This window comes from Achromobacter maghribensis, from assembly GCF_057334215.1.
In genome coordinates, this window is sequence record NZ_JBHFII010000047.1 from 71001 (window position 1) to 93855 (window position 22855).

General features: G+C 64.6%; 16 protein-coding genes and 1 other RNA gene. 14 read left to right on the plus strand and 3 right to left on the minus strand.

The window, feature by feature from the left end:
* Positions 1-7: 7 nt before the first annotated feature.
* From pheA to gyrA, 3 genes are read right to left on the minus strand one after another with little or no spacing between them, the layout of a single operon-like run.
* A complete protein-coding gene (gene pheA, locus ACE039_RS20335; RefSeq protein WP_448710953.1) occupies positions 8-1093 on the minus strand; it encodes a prephenate dehydratase in 1086 nt (361 codons plus the stop codon).
* Positions 1086-2216, minus strand: coding sequence for a 3-phosphoserine/phosphohydroxythreonine transaminase (gene serC, locus ACE039_RS20340; protein ID WP_485823197.1), 1131 nt, complete (start codon positions 2214-2216; stop codon positions 1086-1088). The genes pheA and serC overlap by 8 nt, the downstream gene beginning before the upstream one ends.
* Positions 2216-4885, minus strand: a complete 2670-nt coding sequence (gene gyrA / locus ACE039_RS20345; RefSeq protein WP_448710949.1) for a DNA gyrase subunit A — start codon at positions 4883-4885, stop codon at positions 2216-2218. The genes serC and gyrA overlap by 1 nt, the downstream gene beginning before the upstream one ends.
* A 424-nt stretch (positions 4886-5309) precedes the next feature.
* On the opposite strand from gyrA, the gene ompA reads away from it, so the two are divergent.
* The 14 genes from ompA to ACE039_RS20415 all read left to right on the plus strand — a co-directional run.
* Complete coding sequence (gene ompA / locus ACE039_RS20350) at positions 5310-5891, plus strand: outer membrane protein OmpA (protein ID WP_006225153.1); 582 nt, start codon at positions 5310-5312, stop codon at positions 5889-5891.
* 148 nt (positions 5892-6039) lie between these two features.
* Positions 6040-6768 carry a bifunctional 2-polyprenyl-6-hydroxyphenol methylase/3-demethylubiquinol 3-O-methyltransferase UbiG gene (gene ubiG / locus ACE039_RS20355; protein ID WP_448710947.1) on the plus strand — a complete coding sequence of 243 codons (729 nt, stop codon included), beginning with the start codon at positions 6040-6042 and terminating at the stop codon, positions 6766-6768.
* Complete coding sequence (locus ACE039_RS20360; RefSeq protein WP_105554975.1) at positions 6765-7439, plus strand: HAD-IA family hydrolase; 675 nt, start codon at positions 6765-6767, stop codon at positions 7437-7439. The genes ubiG and ACE039_RS20360 overlap by 4 nt, the downstream gene beginning before the upstream one ends.
* A gap of 405 nt (positions 7440-7844) precedes the next feature.
* Positions 7845-9020: an MFS transporter gene (locus tag ACE039_RS20365; RefSeq protein ID WP_485811406.1), complete on the plus strand. Its 1176-nt coding sequence runs from the start codon at positions 7845-7847 to the stop codon at positions 9018-9020.
* A 91-nt stretch (positions 9021-9111) separates the two neighbouring features.
* Positions 9112-9501, plus strand: a transfer-messenger RNA (tmRNA) gene (gene ssrA / locus ACE039_RS20370).
* Between the two features lie 306 nt (positions 9502-9807).
* On the plus strand, positions 9808-10968 hold the full coding sequence (wecB, locus tag ACE039_RS20375; protein ID WP_485823198.1) for a non-hydrolyzing UDP-N-acetylglucosamine 2-epimerase: 1161 nt from the start codon (positions 9808-9810) through the stop codon (positions 10966-10968).
* A gap of 34 nt (positions 10969-11002) precedes the next feature.
* A complete protein-coding gene (locus tag ACE039_RS20380; RefSeq protein ID WP_485823199.1) occupies positions 11003-13219 on the plus strand; it encodes a cellulose biosynthesis cyclic di-GMP-binding regulatory protein BcsB in 2217 nt (738 codons plus the stop codon).
* Positions 13220-13231: 12 nt separating this feature from the next.
* A complete protein-coding gene (locus ACE039_RS20385) occupies positions 13232-14929 on the plus strand; it encodes a glycosyl transferase family protein (RefSeq protein WP_485823200.1) in 1698 nt (565 codons plus the stop codon).
* On the plus strand, positions 14926-17673 hold the full coding sequence (locus ACE039_RS20390) for an NfrA family protein (protein ID WP_485823201.1): 2748 nt from the start codon (positions 14926-14928) through the stop codon (positions 17671-17673). Before ACE039_RS20385 ends, ACE039_RS20390 begins: the two co-directional genes overlap by 4 nt.
* Positions 17674-17703: 30 nt before the next feature.
* Positions 17704-18684: an alginate O-acetyltransferase AlgX-related protein gene (locus tag ACE039_RS20395; RefSeq protein WP_485823202.1), complete on the plus strand. Its 981-nt coding sequence runs from the start codon at positions 17704-17706 to the stop codon at positions 18682-18684.
* Positions 18685-18688: 4 nt separating this feature from the next.
* Positions 18689-19783, plus strand: coding sequence for an alginate O-acetyltransferase AlgX-related protein (locus ACE039_RS20400; RefSeq protein WP_485823203.1), 1095 nt, complete (start codon positions 18689-18691; stop codon positions 19781-19783).
* A 9-nt stretch (positions 19784-19792) separates the two neighbouring features.
* Complete coding sequence (locus tag ACE039_RS20405) at positions 19793-21373, plus strand: MBOAT family O-acyltransferase (RefSeq protein ID WP_485823204.1); 1581 nt, start codon at positions 19793-19795, stop codon at positions 21371-21373.
* Positions 21374-21398: 25 nt separating this feature from the next.
* Entirely contained in the window at positions 21399-21638 is a 240-nt protein-coding gene (locus ACE039_RS20410) for an acyl carrier protein (RefSeq protein ID WP_105554984.1), read from the plus strand.
* 31 nt (positions 21639-21669) lie between these two features.
* Positions 21670-22855: AMP-binding protein (locus ACE039_RS20415; protein WP_485823205.1), on the plus strand; the 1186-nt coding region annotated here is incomplete at its 3' end.

The window sequence follows — 22855 nt, forward strand, 5'->3', positions numbered from 1 at the left end:
TGGGGGCTCACGGCGCCGGGTAGGAACCCAACACCTTCAGGTAGGCGACCTGCGCCTGCAAGGCGGCAAGCGCGCGCTCGACGTTCGGGTCATTGCGGTGTCCCAGAACGTCAACGTAGAAATAGTATTCCCATTGGCCGGTGCGCGCGGGGCGTGACTCGAAGCGCGTCATCGACACGCCATTGGCCGCCAGCGGGGCCAGCATTTCATAAACGGCGCCCGCGCGGTTCGGCACAGCCAGGATCAGGCTGGTCTTGTCCTTGCCGCTGACCAGCGGCTGGATGTTGCCGATGGCCAGGAAACGGGTGCGGTTGTGCGGATCGTCCTGGATGCCGGCCGCGACGACCTGCAGGTTCCAGGCGGGCGCGGCCACTTCGCCAGCGATCGCGGCGATGGCCGGATCGCCCGCCGCCGCCCGTGCCGCTTCGGAATTGCTGGAAGCAGCCACGCGTTCAAGGTCGGGATAGTTGCGCGTCAGCCAGCCCTGGCACTGGGCCAGCGCCTGCGGATGCGCGGAAATGGTCTTGATGCCGTCCATGCCGCCCGATTGGGTCATCAGGCAATGGCGGATCACCAGCGAACGTTCGCCCAGGATCGTCAGCGGCGTATTAAGCAGCAGGTCCAGGCTGCGGTTGACGGCGCCTTCCGTGGAGTTCTCCACCGGCACCATGCCCACGTCCGCCTGACCGCCTTCGACCGCGCGGAAGACTTCGTCGAAGGAGACGCATGGCAGCTTCTGCACGGCGTGGCCGAAATGCTCAAGCGCGGCCTGCTCGGAGAACGACCCCTGCGGCCCCAGATACGCAACGGTCATGCCGCGTTCCAGGCCACGACAGGCCGAGATAATCTCGGTCCAGACCGACGCCACGCCCGCGTTCGGGAACGGGCCGGGGTTGAGCTGCTGCAAGCGGCGGATGACTTCGGCCTCGCGCTCGGGGCGCAATACCGGACCGTCGGCCTGGACAGCGTGCTTGGCCTCGCCCACTTCCAGCGCGGCGCGAGCGCGCTGCGACAGCAAGTCGAGGATCTGCGCGTCCAACGCATCGATGCGTTCGCGCAAGGGGCGCAGCTTGCGCTGCAGGTCTTCATCCATAGCGGCGCTCGAATTCCTTCAGGTACTCGACCAGCGCCGCCACCCCGGCAAGGGGCACGGCGTTGTAGATGGAGGCACGCATGCCGCCCACGCTCTTGTGGCCCTTCAACTGCGTCAAGCCAGCCGCGTCCGCGCCTTGCAGGAAGGCGTCGTTCAGCGATTCGTCGCGCAGCACGAAGGGCACGTTCATGCGCGAACGCACGGGTGCATGGATGGGATTGCGGTAGAACTCGCTGCTGTCCAGGTAGCCGTACAGCAGATCGGCCTTGGCTTTGTTGGCGGCTTCCATGCCCGCCACGCCGCCATGGGCCTTGACCCACTTGAACACCAGGCCCGCGACGTAGATCGCGAACGTGGGCGGCGTGTTGTAGCGCGAATGCTCGGCCGCCACGTTGGCGTAATCAAACGCCGACGGGCAGATGGGCAAGGCGTGGCCAATCAGGTCGCGACGCGCGATGACCATGGTCACGCCTGCGGGGCCGGCATTTTTCTGCGCGCCGGCATACACCATGCCGCAGCGCGCGATGTCCATCGGACGCGACAGGAAATGCGATGAGGCATCGACGACCAGCGGCACATCGGGCGCGCCCAGCGCAGCGGTGTCGGGCCAGTCCATGAACTCGACGCCGCCAATGGTTTCGTTGCTGCACAGATGCAGGTAGGCCGATTCCTTGCGCACGTTCCAGGAATCGACCGGCGGCACCCAGGTCAGCGGCGCCTGCTCGCGGCCATCCAGCTGGATGGGCTGCTCGCTGCTTGCCGCCACATGGGTGCTGCCATAGCGGGCCGCTTCCTTGTACGAACGCTTGGACCAATGGCCCGTCACGACGAAGTCGGCGGCCGGCGTGCCGCGGCGTCCCATGAGATTCATGGGAACGATAGCGTTTTCCCCGGAACCTCCGCCTTGCATGAACATGACGGCGTAGTCGGCGGGCAAGCCCAGCAGATCACGCAGATCCGATTCAGCTTCGTCGCAGATCTGCACGAAATGCTTGCCGCGATGGGACATTTCCATCACCGACATGCCGCTGCCATGCCAATCCAGCATCTCAGCTGCTGCTTGCTGCAATACCACCTCGGGCAAGGCCGAGGGGCCTGCCGAGAAGTTCCAGGGGCGGGCCATTATTGCTCCGTAGGTTCCGTCGAATCCGTCGCTTGCGCGTCGCCGTTGCTGTCATCGCCGCCTTCGTCCTGGCCCTCTTCGCCCAGGTCGCCGTCGTCGTCCGCATCGCTTTCCACGACACGGCGCACGCCGGACAGCGTGCTGCCATCATCCACGTTGATCAGCGTCACGCCTTGCGTCGCGCGGCCCATTTCGCGGATTTCCGCGACACGGGTGCGCACCAGCACGCCACCAGTGGTGATCAGCATGATCTCGTCGGTCGGGTTGACCAGCACGGCGCCCACGACCTTGCCGTTGCGCGAACTGGTCTGGATCGCGATCATGCCCTTCGTGCCACGGCCATGGCGCGTGTATTCGCCGATCGGGGTGCGCTTGCCGTAGCCGTTTTCGGTGGCGGTCAGCACGGTCTGCGTTTCGTCGCCGGCAACCAGCAGCGCGATGACGGTCTGCGTTTCCTCGAGCATCATGCCGCGCACGCCGCGGGCGTTGCGGCCCATCGGACGCACGTCGTTCTCGTCGAAGCGGACCGCCTTGCCCGAATCCGAGAACAGCATGACGTCATGCTTGCCATCGGTCAGGTCGGCGCCAATCAGGTAGTCGCCATCGTCAAGGTCGACGGCGATGATGCCGGCCTTGCGCGGGTTGGAGAAGTCGGACAGCGGGGTCTTCTTGACCGTGCCGCGCGACGTCGCCATGAAGACGTAGTGGTCTTCGCTGAATACCTTGACCGGCAACACCACCGTGACCTTCTCGCCGTCAGCCAGCGGGAACATGTTGACGATGGGTTTGCCGCGCGAGTTGCGCGTGCCCTGGGGCACTTCCCAGACCTTCAGCCAGTACACGCGGCCGCGGTTCGAGAAGCACAGCAGGAAGTCGTGCGTGTTGGCGATGAACAACTGATCGATCCAGTCGTTTTCCTTCATCGCCGTCGCCTGCTTGCCGCGTCCGCCGCGCTTTTGCGAGCGGTATTCGGACAAGGGCTGGCTCTTGATGTAGCCGCCATGCGACAAGGTCACGACCATGTCGGTGGGCGTGATCAGGTCTTCGGTGTCGAGTTCGGTCGCGTTCATCTCGATTTCCGAACGGCGCGTGTCCTTCACGCCGGTCGAGAACTCGGCCTTGATGGCTTGGAGTTCGTCGGAGATGATCGTGGTGATGCGCTCGGGGCGGGCCAGGATGTCGAGCAAATCGGCGATGGTGGACATGATGTCCTTGTATTCGCCGACGATCTTGTCCTGCTCCAGCCCGGTCAGGCGTTGCAGGCGCATGTTCAGGATTTCCTGAGCCTGCGTATCGCTCAAGCGGTACATGCCGTCGCCTTGGAGGCCGAATTCGGCATCCAGGTCGTCCGGACGGAAGGCCGAACGGCCTCCCGGCGTATCGCCGTCGGCGCGCGACAGCATTTCGCGCACCAGCGACGAATCCCACGACTTGGCCATCAATTCCTGGCGAGCGACGGGAGGCGTTGGCGCCGCCTTGATGATCGTGATGAAGTCGTCGATGTTGGCCAGTGCAACGGCCAGGCCTTCCAGCACATGACCGCGTTCGCGGGCCTTGCGCAGCTGGAACACCGTGCGGCGCGTGACCACTTCGCGGCGGTGCTGCAGGAAGTAGTCGATCATCTGCTTCAGGTTGAGCAGGCGGGGCTGGCCGTCGACCAGCGCCACCAGGTTCATCCCGAAGGTGTCTTGCAGCTGCGTGTTCTTGTACAGGTTGTTCAGGACAACCTCGGGAACCTCGCCGCGCTTGAGCTCGATGACCAGGCGCATGCCGTCCTTATCGGACTCGTCGCGAATATCGGAGATGCCTTCGATCTTCTTGTCGTTGACGAGTTCGGCGATGCGTTCCTGCAACGTCTTCTTGTTGACCTGGTAGGGAATCGCGTCGATCACGATCGCTTGGCGATTGCCCTTCTCCATGTCTTCGAAGTGGGTCTTGGCGCGCATGATGACGCGGCCGCGACCGGTGCGATAGCCTTCCCGCACACCCGACATGCCGTAGATGATCCCGCCCGTGGGGAAATCAGGCGCCGGGATGAGCTCGATGAGTTCATCGACCGTGCAGGCCGGATTGCGCAGGCAGTACAGGCAGCCGTCGACCACTTCCTGGAGGTTGTGCGGCGGAATGTTGGTGGCCATGCCCACCGCGATGCCCGAACTGCCGTTGACCAGCAGGTTGGGCAGGCGCGACGGCAACAGCAGCGGCTCTTGCTCGCTGCCGTCGTAGTTGGGGCCGAAGTCCACCGTTTCCTGGTCGATGTCGGCCAACAATTCGTGGGCGATCTTGGCCAGGCGAATTTCGGTATAGCGCATCGCCGCGGCGTTATCGCCGTCGATCGAGCCGAAGTTGCCCTGGCCGTCGACCAGCATGTAGCGCATGGAGAAATCCTGCGCCATGCGGACGATGGTGTCGTAGACGGATTGGTCGCCGTGGGGGTGGTACTTACCGATGACGTCCCCGACGATACGCGCCGACTTCTTGTAGGCGCGGTTCCAATCGTTGTTCAGTTCATGCATCGCGTAGAGCACGCGCCGGTGGACGGGTTTCAGCCCGTCCCGCACATCCGGTAGCGCCCGCCCAACGATCACGCTCATCGCGTAATCGAGGTAACTGCGGCGCATCTCTTCTTCCAGCGAAACCGGAAGCGTCTCCTTGGCAAAGGAATCCATATATATAACGACAGAATCGTGTAAGGAGGAACCCGGGCCGGGTAAACAGGAAATTCTATCATTCGATTCCGATCCCGTTGGGCAGCGCCGCGGGAAGTGGCCGATGAACGGTCTTTGCGGATAACCCTTCCGGCGCCAGGGGGATGCCGCGCCCCGCTGCCGGGCCGCGCCCAACGGCCCTGTTGTCAAAAACCAACATGGAAAACCGATGGAGCGCCGAAAACGTCGTATCCAGCGTTAATGCGCCTGTCCAGGGAAGCCAAAGCCCCCCAAATGCCTTAAGATTGTTTCCAGCACGCAGGAAACCCAGTAGCTAATCCTTTGAACCAGCTCTTGGCGTTGCTATACTGGCCCCGTTTTCCTGATATGCGGCGGGGGTTCGCTGCGAGTCACTTATCCAGCTTCAAGCTCAACGAGGAGAAACATGAACAAACCCTCCAAATTCGCTCTGGCGCTCGCCTTCGCCGCCGTCACGGCCTCTGGTGTAGCTTCCGCGCAAACCGTGGACAACTGGCGCAACCCGTTCGGTAACGTTTGGAAAAACGGTACGAACGAACTGTGCTGGCGCGATGCTTTCTGGACCCCTGCCACCGGTATCCCCGGTTGCGACGGTGTCCCGGTTGCACAACAGAAGGCGAAGCCGGCCCCGATGGCGGCAAAGGTCGTGTTCAATGCTGACACGTTCTTCGACTTCGACAAGTCGACCCTGAAGCCCGAAGGCCGTCAGCTGCTGGATCAAGTCGCCCAGCAAGCTCGCGGTATCGAGCTGGAAACCATCATTGCTGTTGGCCACACCGACTCCATCGGTACTGACGCCTACAACCAGAAGCTGTCCGAGCGCCGCGCCGCTTCGGTCAAGACCTACCTGGTCAGCAAGGGTATCGACCCCAACCGTATCTATACGGAAGGCAAGGGCGAGTCGAACCCGATCGCTTCCAACAAGACGAAAGAGGGCCGCGCCCAAAACCGTCGCGTTGAAATCGAAATCGTGGGTAGCCGCAAGTAATTGCCGGACTAGCTACAATAAAGGGCCTCGCATAGCGAGGCCCTTTTTTTCGTCCGTCTTGCACCAATGTAGTGCAATGGCGTGTTTCCTTCCCGCCTTCGCGCGACGGACCCCTCTATATATAGCGTCGCTTTTCGCTGGACCGCCCATGACCACGCAAATTCACGACTCCACCCGCCCCGCCGTCAATGCCGACCAGGCCGAACTGGACAAGTTCAGCGCCCTGGCCAGCCGCTGGTGGGACCCCGAAAGCGAGTTCAAGCCCCTGCACGCCATCAATCCGCTGCGGTTGGAATGGATTCAGGAGTGCGCTGGCAGCCTGGCCGGCAAAAGAGTTTTGGATGTGGGTTGTGGCGGCGGCATTCTGTCGGAATCGATGGCCCGGGGTGGCGCGGAAGTCACCGGCATCGACCTGGCCGACAAATCGCTGAAGGTTGCCCGACTGCATGGCCTGGAGTCCGGCGTGAAGGTCGAATACCGCAAAGTGCCGGTGGAAGAACTGGCGGCGGAACAGCCCGGGCAATACGACGTGGTTACCTGCATGGAGATGCTGGAACACGTGCCGGACCCGGCGTCCATCGTGCGTGCCTGCTCGACGCTCGTCAAACCGGGCGGCTGGGTGTTCTTTTCGACGCTGAATCGCAACGCCAAGGCGTTCCTGTTCGCCATCGTCGGCGCCGAATACGTCTTGCGCCTGCTGCCGCGCGGCACCCATAGTTATGACCAGTTCATCAAACCCAGCGAACTATCGGCGGCGGCCCGCGCCGCCAGCCTGGAGCCGGTCAGCATGCGCGGCATGGAATACAACCCGATCACCCAGATCTACACGCTGTCGGCCGACACCTCGGTCAACTACCTGATGGCTACCCGTAAATGAGCGCCCTGATCCTGTTCGACTTCGACGGCACCCTGGCCGACACCGCCCCCGACCTGGCCGCCGCCGCCAACCGGCAGCGCACCCGCCGTGGGCTGGAACCCCTGCCCTACGAAGCCCTGCGCCCCGTCGCGTCGCAAGGCGCTCGCGGCCTGTTGCGCGTGGCGCTGGACCTGAAGGCTGGCGATCCGGACTACGAACCGACGCGTTTGCAGTTTCTGGAAGATTACGCGGCCAGCTCGACCGTGCACAGCAAGCTGTTCCCCGGCATCGAAGCGCTGTTGGCCGACATCCGCCGCCGCGGCCTGTCGTGGGGCATCGTCACCAACAAGGTGACCTACCTGACCCTGCCGATTGTCGAATTCCTGGACCTGACGCGCGACAGCGCGGTGCTGGTCTGCGGCGACACGACCGCCCACGCCAAGCCGCACCCGTTGCCGCTGCAACACGCCGCGCGCGAAGCCGGCTTCGCCGTTGACCGCTGCGTCTATGTCGGCGACGACCTGCGCGACATCCAGGCCGCGCACGCGGCGGGCATGCCGGCCGTGGCAGCCGCGTACGGCTATGTCGGCGAAGAGGACAACATCAGCACCTGGGAAGCCGAAACCTGCGCCAATACCCCGGCGGAACTCTGGTCCGCGATTCAACCACTGTTGCCCAGCGACCTGCGCTGACGCGACCTTGCTGCTGCCCTGCGGCCCTGCGGCCCTGCAGCGAGCGGCACACCCGGCGGGGGCCGGGTCGGCTTCGGCCGCCTGCCCCGCCACGGGTTTCCTACGGTTGTTCGCACGCATTAGTTGATCTGGTCGAATAATTTATCCGAAACCCGGCCCTTTATCCGGGTTCCAAAGTCCCTTAAAGTGTCACTCATGCAAGGCATTCGGGTGCCTCCCGATTGCCATTCCGGCTGACGCCGGGGTTGCGGCCGATCCCATCCGCAACCACCGCCCTACGCACCGACGGCTTTCTGCCGCCGCGCAGCGCCCGGCTCCATGCCGCCGCGCCCCTTAGACCGTTCAGTACGCCTATAACGCCCTGCCCCGCGCGCCGCCTGACGGCATCGCGCCAGAGGAATGCCTATGCTTTTGCCTATCCTGTTACTTTCCGCCGCCGGTTTCACGATCCTGACCACCGAATTCCTGATCGTCGGCCTGCTGCCTGGACTGGCCCGCGACCTGGGCGTCACGGTGTCGCAAGCCGGTTTGCTGGTGTCGCTGTTCGCCTTCACGGTGGCGGCCACCGGCCCCCTGCTGACCGCGCTGATGGCCAACGTCGAACGCAAACGCCTGTTCATCGGCGTGCTGCTGCTGTTCGGCGTGTCCAACGCCGTGGCGGCGATGGCCCCGAACATCTGGGTCATGGCCGTGGCGCGCTTCGTGCCCGCTCTGGCCCTGCCTGTATTCTGGTCATTGGCCAGCGCCACCGCCGTGGAATTGGTCGGACCGGCGCGCGCCGGCCGCGCGATCTCGATGGTGGCCTTCGGTATCGTGGCGGCCACTGTGTTCGGCATCCCGATTGGCGTGCTGATCTCGGATGCGTTTGGCTGGCGTGCGGCCTTCTGGGTGTTGTCGGGCGTCGCTTTCGCCAAGGCGCTGCTCCTGCTGCTGGCATTCCCCAGCACCCGCATCCGCGCCGACAGCGTCAGACTGGTCACGCAGTTGCGCATCCTGCGCAACCCGATCGTGCTGGGCCACGTGGTGTTGTCGCTGCTGGTGTTCACAGGCATGTTCACTGCCTACACGTACCTGGCCGACATGCTGGAGCGGCTGGCCGGATTCAATGGGCAGATCGTCGGCTGGACCATGATGGCCTTCGGCGGCGTGGGCCTGATCGGCAACACGTTGGGGGGCCGCATGGTGGACCGCAGTCCGCTGGGCGCGACCGCGCTGTTCTCGTCGATGATGGCGGCAGGCTTGGCGTTCGTGGCACCCGTGATGCAATCGCACGGCCTGTTGGCCGTGGCGCTGGGCGTCTGGGGCATTGCGCAGGCCGCACTGTTCATCGTGTGCCATGTGCGCCTGATGAAGGCTGCCCCCGAAGCGCCGGCCTTCGCGGCCTCGCTGAACATCTCGGGCGCCAACATCGGCATCGGGCTGGGCGCCGTGGTCGGCGGCCATGTCATCGACCACTACGGCCTGGCGTCGCTGGGCTGGGCGGCATCGGTCATCGTGGCGGTTTCCGTCGCCCTGGCCTTCGCGCTAATGGCTGCATCGCGCCCCCGGCAGGCGAAACCAGCATGCGCCAACGCGGCCTGAGCCTGCACGTGTGTCCCCTGCGCCACGCCTGCGCAGGCAGGCGCCGAGAACGCAGCAGGCTATTGCGTTTACCAGTACAATAGAAGTTCTTGGGGCCGATCCGGATTCGACGTGGGTCGCGAAACAACTCAGGGCATGCCGAGCACCAGTTCGCTCGTTAAACCACTGGAAACACTACAAACGCCAACGACGAGCGTTTCGCTCTCGCCGCTTAAGCGGTGAGCCGCTGCACTGATCTGTCCTTGGGTCAGGTGGAGGAAGGCAACTTCCTAGGGGGGTAACCCTCGAACCACAGCAGCGACATTCACAAGGAATCGGTCTGCGCTGGGGTCACACGGCTCAGATTTAAATTACGTGAATCGCTTTGGTCCGGCCTGTCGGTTGGCTAAGTCCAGAGTTAAAACTAAATAAATCGACTACGCATGTAGAACTGATTGCAGAGGGCTTGCGGACGGGGGTTCAATTCCCCCCGGCTCCACCAAACACTCCAGTGCTATCAAGCACTTAAAAAAGGCCAACCCTTAAAGTTGGCCTTTTTTTTGATACTCAGTCAGCTCGCAACACGCGGGTCGATATTTGTTGCGCCACGTGTATCGCGGACCTGGCCAACACGCGCGCCAGCACGCCTGCTCGTCCTGCGGCGTGGTGCGGGGACAACGTGCCAGACTTTTACGAGGTATGTCCCCAACATTGCTCCAGGTCGAAATAATCCGTCACATATTACCAATACTTTCAAGACATAATAAACGCAAGGAAATGCCACCACGTCTGTGAGGTCATTCTTGCGATGAAAGTCCTGTCCATATTCGGCACGCGTCCCGAGGCCATCAAGATGGCTCCGCTTGTCACCGCGATGCAGCAGGAACCACGTATCCAAAGCGTGGTTTGCGTGACGGGCCAGCACCGGGAGATGCTGGATCAGGTCTTGGCGCTGTTCGACCTGCGCGCCCAGCACGACCTGGACATCATGGTCCCCAACCAGACCCTGAACGGACTATATGCGCGATTGATCAGCCGGGTGGACAGCGTGCTGGAGGCCGAGCAACCCGATTGCGTCCTGGTGCATGGCGACACCAGCACCGCCTCTGCCTGCGCCTTGGCGTCGTTCCACCGCCGCGTCCGTATTGGCCATGTCGAGGCTGGATTGCGCACGGGCAACCTGGCGATGCCCTTCCCCGAAGAAATGAACCGCCGCGTCGTCGATACGGTCGGCGATTGGCTGTTCGCCCCCACGGCCGAGTCGCGTGGCAATCTGCTGCGCGAGAACCTGGCGGGCCACATTACCGTCACGGGCAACACGGTGATCGACGCGCTGGCCATGACGTGCGAAAAACTGGATCCGCAAGGTCCGCTGGCCCGCCAATTGGAGTCCCGCTACGACTGGCTGGATCCGTCCCGCCGGCTGCTGCTGGCGACCGGCCATCGGCGCGAGAGCTTTGGGGGCGGTTTCAAGAATATCTGCGCGGCGCTGGCCGAACTGGCCCGACGCGACGACCTGCAGATCGTCTACCCCGTGCACCTGAACCCGCAAGTCCGCAATGTGGTGATGACGGAATTGGCTGGCCTGCCGCATGTGCACCTGATCGACCCGCTGGATTACCTGGACTTCGTCTGGTTCATGCAGCGGTCGTATCTGATCCTGACCGATTCCGGCGGGGTTCAGGAAGAAGCCCCTTACCTGGGTAAACCGGTGCTGGTGATGCGCGACGTGACCGAGCGCCCCGAGGCGGTGCAGGCGGGAACGGTGGCGCTGGTGGGCACCGACACGCGACGCATCGTAACCGAAGTGACCCGCCTGCTGGATGACCCCGAGCTGCATGCGTCTTTCTCGCGGCGCATCAACCCCTACGGAGACAGTCAAGCCAGCCAACGCATCGTGGACGCCCTGTGCGGACGCGCCGTATCGGAATTCGACCCCTACGGAACTGCGTCCGCTGCTGGCGCCTGACGCCCTTGCGACGTATTCCCAGCCCGGAGCCCCCATGCCTTCCCCTGCCCTGATCGCCCCCGCTATCCGAACGCTTTGCCGCGCCTTGATGGCCGCCGGCATGCTGTTTCCCCTGGCCGCGACGGCCAGCCCCGCCGGCGACGCTTTGCGGCGCCTGCAAAGCGATGACTGGGTCACACGGAACACCACGCTGCAAGACCTGGGCATTACCGAGCCGGTCGTCCTGAGCAACAGTGACGCGCGTCATGACTTCTATCTACCCGTGCCGCGCGGCGTGCCCATTTCCGATGCAACCCTGAACTTCGACGCGAGGTACACCAAGGGCGAGCCGGGGCGCACGAGCATGGTGCTATGGGTGGACGGTGTGCCGCAAACCGCACAGCGGATCGCCGACGGCGACGGGTCCCTGACGCGCAAGCTGGCCGTGGAGCAGCACAGCCGCCAGACCGGTTTCCTGCGGCTCGGCATCGACTGGCAATCGGAAATCGCGCTGCGCAATTGCGAGAGCAACCGCGCGACAGCCAATGCGCTGACGATCTCGCCACAGACCGACCTGAGCTACCGCTACGACGCGTCCGCCATCAGCAATCTTGATGACGCTTGGGGCACCTTGCCCGGCAAACCGGTATTGATGGTGCCCGGGGCCAAGGTAGACCCGCAGACCTTCGACAGCGCCTGGCGCATGGGCGTGGCGATGGAGCGCGCGGGCAAGCGCGTGGCGGTCAAGGCATTCCCGTCGGTGGGCGAAGAAGTCGACACGCGCGGCCTGCAGGCGCCCGCCGGCCTGGGGCAGATCCCGGCGTTCGCCGCCGTGACGGACAAGGCGAAGCACAAGCTGGCCAGCCCCGCCGAAATTGGCGCATTGCTGGTCCTGGGCGCCCCCGCTGTAAGCGGCGATGTGGTCATCGTCGATGCCTCGCTGCGCGCTCGCTACAACGCCGCGCTGGATGCGCTGCAAGGGCAACTGGCCTCGGACGCCGACGCTGCCGACGCCTTCAAGGCGTGGCGCCAGCAGCGCATGCCGCTGGCCGGCGCGGACCTGCCCGCGAAGGATATCCGGCTGCTGTCGTTGGGGCGCCAAGCCGTGATCGCCGTGGCGGCCGATGCCGGTGCTCAAGGCGCAGGCGCTTTCGACGCGGCATGGCGGCGCATTCTGGTGACGCGCCAGGTCAATGTGAAAACCGCCACGCCGCCCCAGACCTTCGCGGACGGCGGCCTGCGCCTGACGACCCTGGGCGGTTCAGCGGACAGTTTCGACGTGGTCGCGCGTGGCGACTGGAACGCAACCTTCCCGCTGGCGTCCGTATCCGCGGATGGCCGGATGCCGGACGAACTGGTCCTGGATCTGGCTGCGGCGCCCGGGGCGTCCACAACACGTCCCGTGGCCTCGGTCTTCTGGAACGGCATTCTGCTGGCCGCCAAGCAGATGGACGCCGACGGCAGGCCCGAGCGCCTGATCGCTCGGGTTCCCGGCTATGCGCTGGGCGTCACCAATGCCGTGCGCGTCACGTTCCAGCGCCAGCCGGTATCGGTGGACTGCAACGAAATCCCCCAGGGCTATCCCGTGAACGTGCTGCCGACGAGCTACGTGAAGCCGGGCAAGGCGCAGCCTGACGGCACCTTCGTGGGACTGTTGCCGCTGCTAGCCGGCAGCCCGCAACTGATCATTCCGGACGCCTATCTGGCCGATGCGCCCGACAACATCAAGCGCGTGATCGGTATCGCATCCGCCAGCGGCGTATCGGCGACGCGCGCCGAGCTGACGGTGACGCCCGCAGGCCAGGCCGTCAAGCCGGCACGGCCGTTCCTGGCGATGGAAGTCACGGTGGAAGGGGCCAAGCCCATGGTCCAGGTGACCGACCGCAAGCAATTGAAGGTGGATGGCAAGAACGCGACCTGGCTGGACATTTCCGGCCTGGACCACATCAGCACCGCGGAAGTCGTCAGCGGCGGCGGCCAGGACGGCTTGCTGTGGCACACGCTGGGCGAGCGGCCGGGCATGCTGGATGCGCCCTTCGTGCTGAACCGTGGCAACGTCGTCATCATCGGCGCAACGGGACCGGTAGCCTGGATCGATAGCGGCAACCCTGACGCCAGCCACCCGCCCGGGGCAGGCGAAAGCGCCTTCTTTGAATGGCGCCGCTATATCTCGTGGAGCGTGCCCGCCATCAGCATCAGCATGCTGATACTGATCTTGATCCTGATCGTCGCCCTGCGCGTGAGCCGCAGGAAGCACAAGGAAAACAGGTAACCCGGAAGCGCCATGTCCTCGCTCTACTGGCCCTACCTCATCGCGGATTACTACCGTGGGCTGGAAGTCGTGACCGCCATCGTGGGCGTGGTCATCCTTCTGTCGAGCCTGGACGACCTGTTCATCGACGCCTGGTACTGGGTGCGCGAGCTGAAGCGTTCATTGACGGTCAAGCGCCGCTACACCCCGCTTTCAGCTGAACAGCTGCGCGCCAAGGAGGAACAGCCGCTGGCGATCATGGTGCCCGCGTGGCTGGAGTACGACGTGATCTCGTCGATGCTCGAGACCATGGTGTCGACGCTGGAATACAAGAACTACATGATCTTCGCCGGCACGTACCAGAACGACCAGCGGACGATCGACGAAGTGGAGCGCATGCGTCGGCGGTATCGGCAATTGATCCGGGTGGAAGTGCCCCACGACGGCCCCACCTGCAAGGCCGATTGCCTGAACTGGATCGTGCAGGCCATCTTCGCGCAGGACGAGAAGCAACCGGTGCCCTTCGCCGGCGTCATCCTGCATGACAGCGAGGACGTGCTGCACCCGCTGGAGCTCAAGTACTACAACTATTTGCTGCCGCGCATCGACTTCATCCAGCTGCCGGTGACGTCGCTGGAGCGCCATTGGTATGAACTGGTTGCCGGTAGCTACATGGACGAATTCGCGGAGTGGCACACCAAGGACCTGGTGGTGCGCGAAAGCCTGTCCAAGATGGTGCCGTCCGCCGGCGTGGGCACCTGCTTTTCGCGCCATGCGATGGTGGAACTTGCCGCTGAAACCAACAACCAGCCGTTCAACACGGACACGCTGACCGAAGACTATGACATCGGCGCTCGGCTGGCCCAGCGCGGCATGAAGCAGATCTTCGGCAAGTTCCGCGTGGAATACGTGACGCGGCGGCGGTCGTGGTTCGGGCTTGGGCCTGAAAAAATATCGACCATCAGAATGCCGCTGGGTGTGCGCGAATATTTTCCCAACACCTTTCGCACGGCGTATCGGCAGAAGGCGCGCTGGACGCTGGGGATCGGCCTGCAGGGCTGGCAGCAAGTGGGATGGACGGGATCACTGGCGACCAGATACCTGCTGTTCCGCGACCGCAAGGGGCTGATCACGTCGTTCATTGCGATTCTGGCGTATGTGCTGCTGGCCAACTTTTTCGTGTTTTTCCTGGCGGACAAGTTTGGCTGGTGGACGGTGTATTACCCCTCTTATTTCCGGCCCGGCGGGTGGCTGGTGACGCTGATGTGGATCAATGCGGTGGCCCTATTGCTGCGCGTGGTGCAGCGGGCGTACTTCGTGGGGCGCATGTATGGCTGGGAACACGCCATGCTGTCGATCCCCCGGATGATCGTCGGCAATTTCATCAATGCGATGGCGGCGGCCCGGGCCTGGCGGCTGTTCATCATGCACCTGATCACCGGCAAGCGCCTGGCATGGGACAAGACCATGCACGACTTCCCAAGCACCGACCAACTGTCGCAGCAGCGCAAGCGGCTGGGCGAACTGCTGCTGTCCTGGCAGGCCATCGACCAGGACACGCTGTCGCGCGCGCTTGAAATCCAGTCGCGCGAGAAAAAGCCACTGGGCAAGATTCTGATGGAGCAAGGCTGGCTGGACGAGCGCACGCTCAACGAGGCCATCGATTTCCAACAAGCGGGACAGGAGGCGCCGCCGCCCCCGCACGCCAAAGACAAACCGGCGACGACATGACTCTGCTGACCCGTTCGCTCATCTTGTCCGCCGCGCTGGCATGCGTGTGGGCGGCCGCGCCCGCCTCCGCCCAAACCCCGGGCCAGACGCCGGCCAAGACGGAAGCGCCGCTGGAAGGCGCCGCCTGGCAGTTTGCCGATGAAGGCTACAAGAACTACGACGCGGGCAAGTATGAACTTGCCCAGCGGCAGGCGGAATCCGCCATCGCCCTGCGTCCGGACGTGGAACGGCTGCGCTTGCTGCTGGTCTATTCGCTGCAAAAGCAGGGCAAGCTGAAAGAGGCCGACCAGGCCGCCGCCGATGCGATCAAGAACGGCCTGGACACCCCCGCCTTGCGGCAGGCCCGCGCCAATCTCCGGCCGCAGGCAGCGCCGCGCCCGGCGGGCGTTGCATCCGGCGGTCCGGCCACGACTTCCGCTTACCGCCGCGGCTTTCCCATCGCCACGCGCGCCTACGCCGACTACAACCGTGCCGACTACCCGGCCGCCGCGCGCGGGGCCGAACAGGCGTTCCGCATCGATCCGAAGCAAGGCGCTTGGGCCATGCTGTGGTTGGACGCGCTGGAAGCCCAGGGCAAGTATGAAGAGGCCGACGCTGCCGCCGCCCGGGCCATTGCGCTGGGTGCGCCCAACAAGAACGACTTGACCGCCCGCCAGCAGACAATGAAGCGGCGCATGGCGATCAAGCCGGCCGAAGCGGGCTACCAGGCCCTGATTGCCAATCGGCCGGGCGACGCCGTGCCGCTGGCGCGTCAGGCCGTCGCGCTGGCGCCCGATACCGCCAGCCATCGCCTGCTGCTCATCAGCGCCCTGATGCTGGACAACCAGTTGCAGGCGGCCGAAGACGCCGCGACGGACGCGATGAAGCAGGACGACGAAAACACCGTGGCGCTGGTCATGCGCGCGTATCTGCGCCAGCGCCAGGGCAAGACCGACCTGGCGGACGCGGATTTCGACGCTGCCCTCAAGCAGGATTGGCTGGATGACGACCAGCGCCGGAATATCCGTTTGATCGCCGCGGATGCGTCGCTGGCCGCCGGCGAAAACGCGCGCGCGCTAGCCCTGCTGCAACCGCTGGGCGCCAAGGACGACGCGGCGGAGGCTCGCATCAAACGCGCACGCTCGCGGCCCGCGGTGCCTGCGACCCTGACGTTGGCCAACTATCCCGCCCCGGTGCAGGATTGCCGCGACACGCCCTACGGCACATCGTGCGAACTGCTGCCTTCGGACGCCGCCGGCAGCGGCGGCCCTGCCTCGCTGGCTTACGCGGCGTATGCGCGCGAGGATTATCAGGAAGCCATTGCCCAAGCCCGCCAGGCAGTTGCGCAAGACCCTGCCAACAAAGAGTTCCAGCGCCTGCTGACGACCACGCTGGCCGCCGGAAATCGCGCGCAATTGACGGAAGCCAACCAGCGCATGAGCGAGGCACTGGCGGCCCAGCCCGACGATCCCGCGCTACTGATGCAGCGCGGCTATTTGCACCAGCGCATGAAAGAGCCGAAGCTGGCGCTCCAGGATTTCCAGGCGGCGCGCGCCACCGGCAAAGCGCCCCCGACCGTCATCCTGGACGAGGGTTATGCGCTGTCGGGAGTCGGCGACAAACGCGGCGCGGTCGACAAACTGAAGGAAGCCATCGACGAAGCCGATGCCGGCAGGCTGGAACTGACGCCGCAGCAGCGCTTCGACACCCGCAACGGCATCGCGGGGCTGGACCGCGAATGGGGCGGCTATTTTTCCGCCGGCTACCGGGGCGCACGGCCCGCCTCGGCAGGCCTGGGCGGCGCGGCGGTTACCGTGCCGGGCGACGCTGTATTCAGCACCGCCGAGATCTTCTGGCGGCCATCGGACTTTCTGAATTCGTCCACCCAGGTCTTCGAACTGTACGGCCGCCTATCCAACACGCTGTACGACAAAGGCGGCAAGACCGCGAGCCAGACGGTGTCCGACCCGTGCGGCGGCAGCATCGACGTCAACGAGACCAGCAATCAGGGGCTTGCCGGCATTCCCACGACGGTGGGCTCATTGGGGTTGCGCTTCACGCCTTCCACCGAGGTGGGGCTGACATTCGGCCTGGAACGACAGTTCAACCTGGGCACCGCGACCCGGCGCGGCACGTTCAGCCCGGATCCGTCGGCGTTGCGCTGCCAGCTCAACCGAGACAACGAGACCGCCCACTACGAAACCAATGCCGGTAGCGGCGGCTGGCTGGCCTATGTGACTTACGGGCTGTATGAAGGCACGACGCTGCGCATCGACCGCCCCGATTGGTTCACGATGGAAGGCTATGTGCAGGCGGGCTATTCCTGGCAGGACATGCCCGCGAAATTCTGGCTGCGCAACAATGCGACGGGCGTCGATGGCGAGAAATCATCGGGCAGGCTGAAGCGCGACCAGGCCTTTGGCGCGGGTGAATTGCGCGTGGGCCGCAGCTACCGCATGGACGCCATCAGCGACCGTCTGGTGTTTTTTCCATACGCCGTGATCGGCGCGGACTGGTTGTCGAACCGGAACCGTGTATCCGGCCTGGACATCAACGGCACCGATTCCTACAACCTGGTGGGCAACGGCTCATCCTGGTCCCTGGGAGCCGGTCCCGGTTTCAACGTCCGCTACTGGTTCCGCGAAGACCATTACAACGCGCCACGGTCCTATCTGGACTGGACGACGCAATACCGCTTCAACATCGGCGGTGGAGCGGCCGACCGGGCCCGCGGCCTGTTCATCAACCTGACCCTGTCGTACTGACGACCCGCATCGAACAAGGAGTCCGTCTTCATGCAAACCCCTTCTCCCTTTTCCCGCCGCCTGGCGCTTGGCCTGTCCGCCGCGCTGCTGGCCGTGGCCGCCCATGCGCAGGAAGGCTCATCCCTCGTGATCCAGGGCAAGGACAACTGGCTGTTCCCCGGTTGGGGCAGCCTGACGCGGGTGGACATGCGCGGCATCGACGCCTCGACCCAGCTGGTACGCGAAACCCGCGACGCCTTGGCCGCCAAGGGCATCCAGCTGGAAGTGCTGGTGCTGCCGGACAAGACACTGTTCTATCAGGACAAGCTGCCCGACGGGAAATCGCTGAGCGCCGACGTGAAGAAGCGCTATCAGACCATCCAGGACAAGCTGAAGCAGGCCGGCGTGTCGACCTTCGACGACGAAGCCGTACTGAAGCGCGTGAAGGACAGCGGCAAGGACGTCTTCTACCGCACCGACCAGCACTGGACGCAGGCCGCGGCCGACGCCACCGCCGAAGCGCTGGCGCAGCAGATCAAGCAAGACGTGAAGACGCTGGCCGGCAAGCCCGGCACCGGCATGCCGCTGGGCAGCGTGGTCAACGAGCGCCGCTATGGCGATCTGGCCGAACTGTTCCTGACGCCGGACCAGCGCAAGCAGGCCGGCCGCGAGACCTACACCGTGCGCCGCCAGGCCGAAAACCAGAGCCTGCTGGACGACGCGCCGGCCCCCGTGCACGTGACCGGCCACAGCATGGTGCAGCCGTATTTCGGTTTTCCGCAGAAGCTGTCCAACGTGCTGGACCGCCCGGTCTCCGTCAATTGGAAGCCCGGCAACGTCGGCCAGTGGATCATGCTGCTGGAGTACCTGGAGTCGCCCGCGTTCAAGCAGAACAAGCCGCAGGTGCTGGTCTGGCAAATGTTCGAGCCCACCTATGCGCAAGGACCAGACGCCAAGGGCTTATGGGACAACGCGTCCATCATGGGCGCCGACACCTGGCGCAACCGCATGAAGACCGCCATTGGCAAGTAGCGCCGTGGAACCCTCTGACAAAGCCGCCGCGCCCAGCCACCGGCTGAGCGCCTGCGTGGTCGCGTTGCTGCTGGCGGTCGGCCTGGGCTGGGGCGCCTGGTGCCTGGTCGACGCCAAGATCGGCCCGGAGCAGGTGTCGCCGTCCGCGTGGGCCGACGGATCGGCGGGCAGCGTGCTGAACAGGGCCATGCATATGCCCAGGCAGGCGGATGTGGACACCTGGAACGCCTCGGTGCGCTACCGCGTGCTGGGCGACCTGGGCGATCAGGTCGCGATGGGCTGCCCGCAATGGCTGTTCTACCGCGACGGCTTGCGCCCGCAGCCAGGCGTCCACGTCTTCAATGAGCGCCTGCGCCTGATGCGGCACTGGGTGGATGAACTGCGCAAGAAGCAGGTACAGGTGCTGGTCGTTGCCGTGCCGGATAAATCGCGTATCGAAGCTGACCGGCTTTGCGGCCTGCCGGTGTCGATGCCGATGCGCCAGACGCTGGACGCATGGCAGGATGCCCTGCGTGCGCAAGGCGTGCCTTTCGTGGACCTGCGCGACGCATTGCGCGCCGCGCCCGCCCCCCGCTTCTTCCGCACCGACGTGCACATGAACGCGCAGGGCGCGAAGGCCGCCGCGCAGCGTGTGGCCGAGGCGACCTTGCCCCTGCTGCAAGGCCCCGGCACGCAAGCGTTCAAGACCGATGCGCCCGCGCCCGCCACGACACGGATGGGCGACCTGATCGTGCTGGCGGGGCTGGAGCATGCGCGACCAGGCTGGCGCCCGACGCTGGAAGTGGTATCGGAGCAGAAGATCGAACCCGTGCGCGCCGGCGGACTGCTGGACGAGGCGCCGCCCGTGGAAGTACTGCTGGCGGGCACGTCCAATGGCCGCCGCAGCCAATTCGCGGAACGGCTGGGCATCGGCCTGGGCCGCGAAGTCTGGAACATGAGCCTGGACGGCGGGCAGTTCTCGGGAGCGTTGCAGATCGCGCTGAAGCAGCGCGACCAATGGCCCAAGAGCCTGAAGGTACTGATCTGGGAATTCTCGGAAAACGCCTTGTCCCTGCCGCTCACCCCGGACGAACAGGCCGTGCTGGCCCGCCTGCCGTAGCGAACCAAGATGCTATTTAACTCTTACCTGTTCCTGCTGATCTTCCTGCCGGTCACGCTGGCCGTCTATTACGCGCTGGGGCCACTGAACGTGCGCCTGGCGGCGTTGTGGCTATGCCTGACCTCGCTGGTCTTCTACGGCTGGTGGAACCCGCAGTTCGTGGTGCTTCTGGCTGGCTCCATCGCCTTCAACTACGTGATCAGCCAGTTGATTCTGCACAACGCGGGACGGCCCCGGCTGCAGGGGCTGATCGTGGGACTGGGCGTGGGCGCGGACCTGGTGCTGCTGTTCCATTACAAGTACTTCGCCACGCTGCTGAACTTCCTGACCGACCTGGGGGTGACCCAGACGACGATGGACGACATCATCCTGCCGCTGGGTATTTCGTTCTTCACGTTCACGCAGATCGGCTACCTGCTGGATTGCAAGGCCGGCGTGGTGAAAGAGCGCAGCCTGCTGAGCTATGTGTTGTTCGTCACGTTCTTTCCGCACCTGATCGCCGGCCCCATCCTGCATCACAAAGAAATGATGCCGCAGTTCGCGCAGCCCGAAAACTACCGCTTCAAGGCTGAAAACCTGTCGGTCGGCGCCATGCTGTTCGTCATCGGACTGGCCAAGAAGGTGCTGCTGGCCGATGGCATCGCGCCCTATGCGGACGCCGGCTTCGCCGCGCCGGGCGAACTGATGTTCTGGGGGTCGTGGGGCGCCAGCGTCTGCTACGCGCTGCAACTGTATTTCGATTTTTCGGGTTATTCGGACATGGCGTTGGGCCTGGCCAAGATGTTCGGCATCCGTTTCCCGCTGAATTTCAATTCGCCCTACAAAGCCAGCAGCATCATCGACTTCTGGGCCCGCTGGCACATGACGCTGACCCGCTACATCACCGCCTACCTTTACTACCCCGTGGCGATGGCCGTGTCGAAATGGCGCACCAACCGCAACCTGCCGGTGGGCTCCGCGGGCATCCGCACGCCGGGCGGATTCGCCAGCAGCATCGTGGTCCCCACGCTGTTCACGATGACGCTGGCGGGCGTGTGGCACGGCGCGGGCTTGCAGTTCATCGTCTTCGGACTACTGCACGCCATGTACCTGTCGGTGAACCATGCCTGGCGCATCTTCGTCGTGGGCCGCAAACCCGCCGCAGCGCGCCAGGTCGGCGCCGTCAAGCGCGGCCTGTGCATTCTGCTGACCTTCGTGGCGGTGCTGGTGGCGCAGGCGTTCTTCCGCGCCCATGGCGTGGGCGACGCGATGCTGCTGATGCAAGGCATGGTTGGCATGCGCGGCATGGAATCGCTGGACCTGTCCACGCATGTGGCCGGCCTGGCGTGGGGCGACGCCTGGCGCGTCATCGTGGGCCACCACCTGCAGCTGGTCTACGCGATCGTGCTGCTCGGCATTGCCTGGTTCACGCCCAATGCGCACCAGATCCTGGGCCGCTATTCGCCCGCGCTCTTCAAAATGCAGGAAGCACCTCGCACCTTCATGCGCTGGCGCCCCAACGCGGCTTGGCTGGCCGCGATGCTGGTGTTGCTCTTTCTTTGCCTGGTAAACCTGCACAAGGAAACCCGGTTCCTCTATTTTCAATTCTGACCGCGTCGCGGTCCTGGAGCATCCTATGGACATCAAGGCGATCGAGACCAAGGTCTCGGACATCATCGAGAACATCATCCTGACCAAGGTCGACCCGGACACACTGCTGATCGACTCCGGCCTGGTGGATTCGCTGGCCGCCGTGGACCTGGCCCTGGCCGTGGAACGCGAGTTCGGCTGCAAGATCCCCCCGACCGAAATCGACGTGCACCTGGAATCGGTGCATACGCTTGCCGCATTCATCGCGGAGAACGCCCGCGCTTGAGGCGCACGCCGGCAGCCTGGAGGACGGCATCATGCGTTTCGATTTCAACACCTACGATTTTGCCAACGCTGCGGTCGACGCCGCCGCCATCGCGGTCGTCGACGCGCAAGGCGCCACGACATGGGGCGAGTTGAAGGCCGCCACCGAAGCGTGGGAACAGGCCGCGCGCCAGGCCGGCGCCACGGCGGGCGTGCCGCTTGCGATCTCGGGCCACAAGGAAACCGCATTCCTGGTGGCCATCCTGGGGTGCCTGCGGCTGGGCGTGCCCTTCGTGCCGGTGGACGTCATCAATCCGCCCGACCGCATCGCGCGCATCGGCGAGCTGGTGCGTGCGAGCCTGCGCTACGACGCGCAAGCCCGCACATTCCAACCCGGCTGCGCCGCGCCGGCGCCGCTTGCCGAAGCGGGGCTGGCCTACATCATGTTCACGTCCGGCAGCACAGGCGACCCCAAGGGCGTGCAGATCGGCCGCGAAAGCGTCACGCTGTTCGCAGGCTGGATCCGCGACTGCCTGAGCCTGGAGCCCGCGCCCGCGTTCATGGACCAGATGCTGTTCAGCTTCGACTTTTCGTTGTTCAACTGGGTCGGCGCACTGGCGCTGGGCGGCACCTGCGTGTTGTGCCCGCGCGAGATCATCGCCGAACGCGACGCCTTCCTCCGGTACCTGGCCGATTCCCGCATCAGTGTCTGGGCCTCGACACCGTCGTTCGTGCGGCAGCAGCTGTTCAATCCCGACTTCGATCACGCGCATCTGCCCGACCTGCGCGTCTTCGTGTTTGGCGCGGAATCCCTGACGCCCTCCCTGACTGACGCACTGTGGCAGCGGTTTCCGCACGCCCGCATCATCAATTCCTACGGACCGACGGAGGCCACCTGCTCTACGACCTGGGTCGAGATTGACTCGGACCTGCGCGCGGCCGCGCCCAATCCCTTCCCCATCGGCCGTGCCAAACCGTATGCGGAGGTTTTCATCGAAAACGGTGAAATCAGCATCGCGGGCGACCACGTCATGCGCGGCTACCTGAACCGCCCCGAGCTGAACGCGTCGCGCATGTTCGTGCGCAACGGCAAGCGTGGGTACCGCAGCGGCGACCTGGGCGAAATCGACGCGCAAGGCCTGGTCACCTTCCGCGGCCGCGTCGACGACCAGATCAAACTGCACGGCTACCGCATCGAACTCGCCGAGATCGATGCGGCCATCGCCACGCTGCCGGGGG